The organism is Flavobacterium sp. AJR, from assembly GCF_002156885.1.
Classification (GTDB): Bacteria; Bacteroidota; Bacteroidia; order Flavobacteriales; family Flavobacteriaceae; genus Flavobacterium.
Map to the genome: position 1 here is coordinate 1 of NZ_NCWQ01000195.1, position 1057 is coordinate 1057.

At 27.1% G+C, this 1057-nt stretch carries 1 protein-coding gene and 1 pseudogene; both read left to right on the top strand.

Translation table 11 applies throughout. The features are described 5' to 3' along the window. Positions 1-163, top strand: a pseudogene (locus tag B8T70_RS23730) (IS110 family transposase); the annotation flags it as partial. A gap of 296 nt (positions 164-459) precedes the next feature. Continuing rightward, positions 460-909, top strand: coding sequence for a hypothetical protein (locus tag B8T70_RS23500; protein WP_086896436.1), 450 nt, complete (start codon positions 460-462; stop codon positions 907-909). Positions 910-1057 lie beyond the last annotated feature (148 nt).

Consider the following 1057-nt stretch of genomic DNA (forward strand, 5'->3'; position numbering starts at 1 on the left):
TTGGTCTGCTAAAAAATGTAATGCTGCTTGTAAAGAATTATACGATAGATTAGTCGAAAAAGGAAAAGCTAAAAAAATAGCTTTAATCGCTGTAGCAAACAAACTACTTAAACAAGCATTTGCTTTAGCATCAAAAAATGAATATTATTTACAAAATAATTAAAAATAAATTTGCTTTTAAACACAGTTCATTTCGAGGAACGAGAAATCTCCGCAAGAAACTAACTCACAGTTTTTCTTAAATTGTCGAGCTTCTCGTGAAGATTTCTCGTTCCTCGAAATGACAAAAATGCGCAGACCAACTTTAAACTTGAGCTTTTATCAAAGTTGCTTACGCCCTTGATTGTAAACTTAGACTAAAGACGAATCCTTTTCTGCATTCAGTCAATTATGATTTTCCGTAATATTACTATGTTCTAAATTTTTATTTTTGAAAAACAAACTCAAAACCTAACTATAATGAATAAAATAATTCTTTTACTATTAATTTTAATTATTTCAATCTCATGTCAAAAAAGCAAAATTGAAAATCTACAAAATGAAATAGAAAGCATCATTAAACCAAATCTGAATGATCCTAGTAGCTATGAATTCAATTCTATGCATTTAGATTCTGTAGAATACCTTACAAGTAAACTAGAAATACAAACGATTTTAAAAGACATTCGCAACTTGCAAAAAGAAAAAAATAAAATATCTCAAGAACAAATCAGTTTTCTTAAAAGAAAAATTCATTTTTATTCATCTCTAGATAAATATAAATTTAAAGGAAACTTCTCATTTAGAGGAAATAATAAATTTGGAGCAAAAATTCTAGCAGAATATATTTTTGAAGCAGATAGTACTTACAAACTTATATATATAAGAGATAATAATGGAGACACAATTTATAAGAATATAAGAATGTAGAACTAATAATAAGCTGATTAAAAAACAAAAAAACTTATTAATAACTTACTAGACTTTTTTTATGTCTTTCCAATATAGTCATTGCCCGCTAGCGCGAGCGTCCCGCTCGTGAACGTAATCAAAATCAATTAGATAACTAAACTTAAAA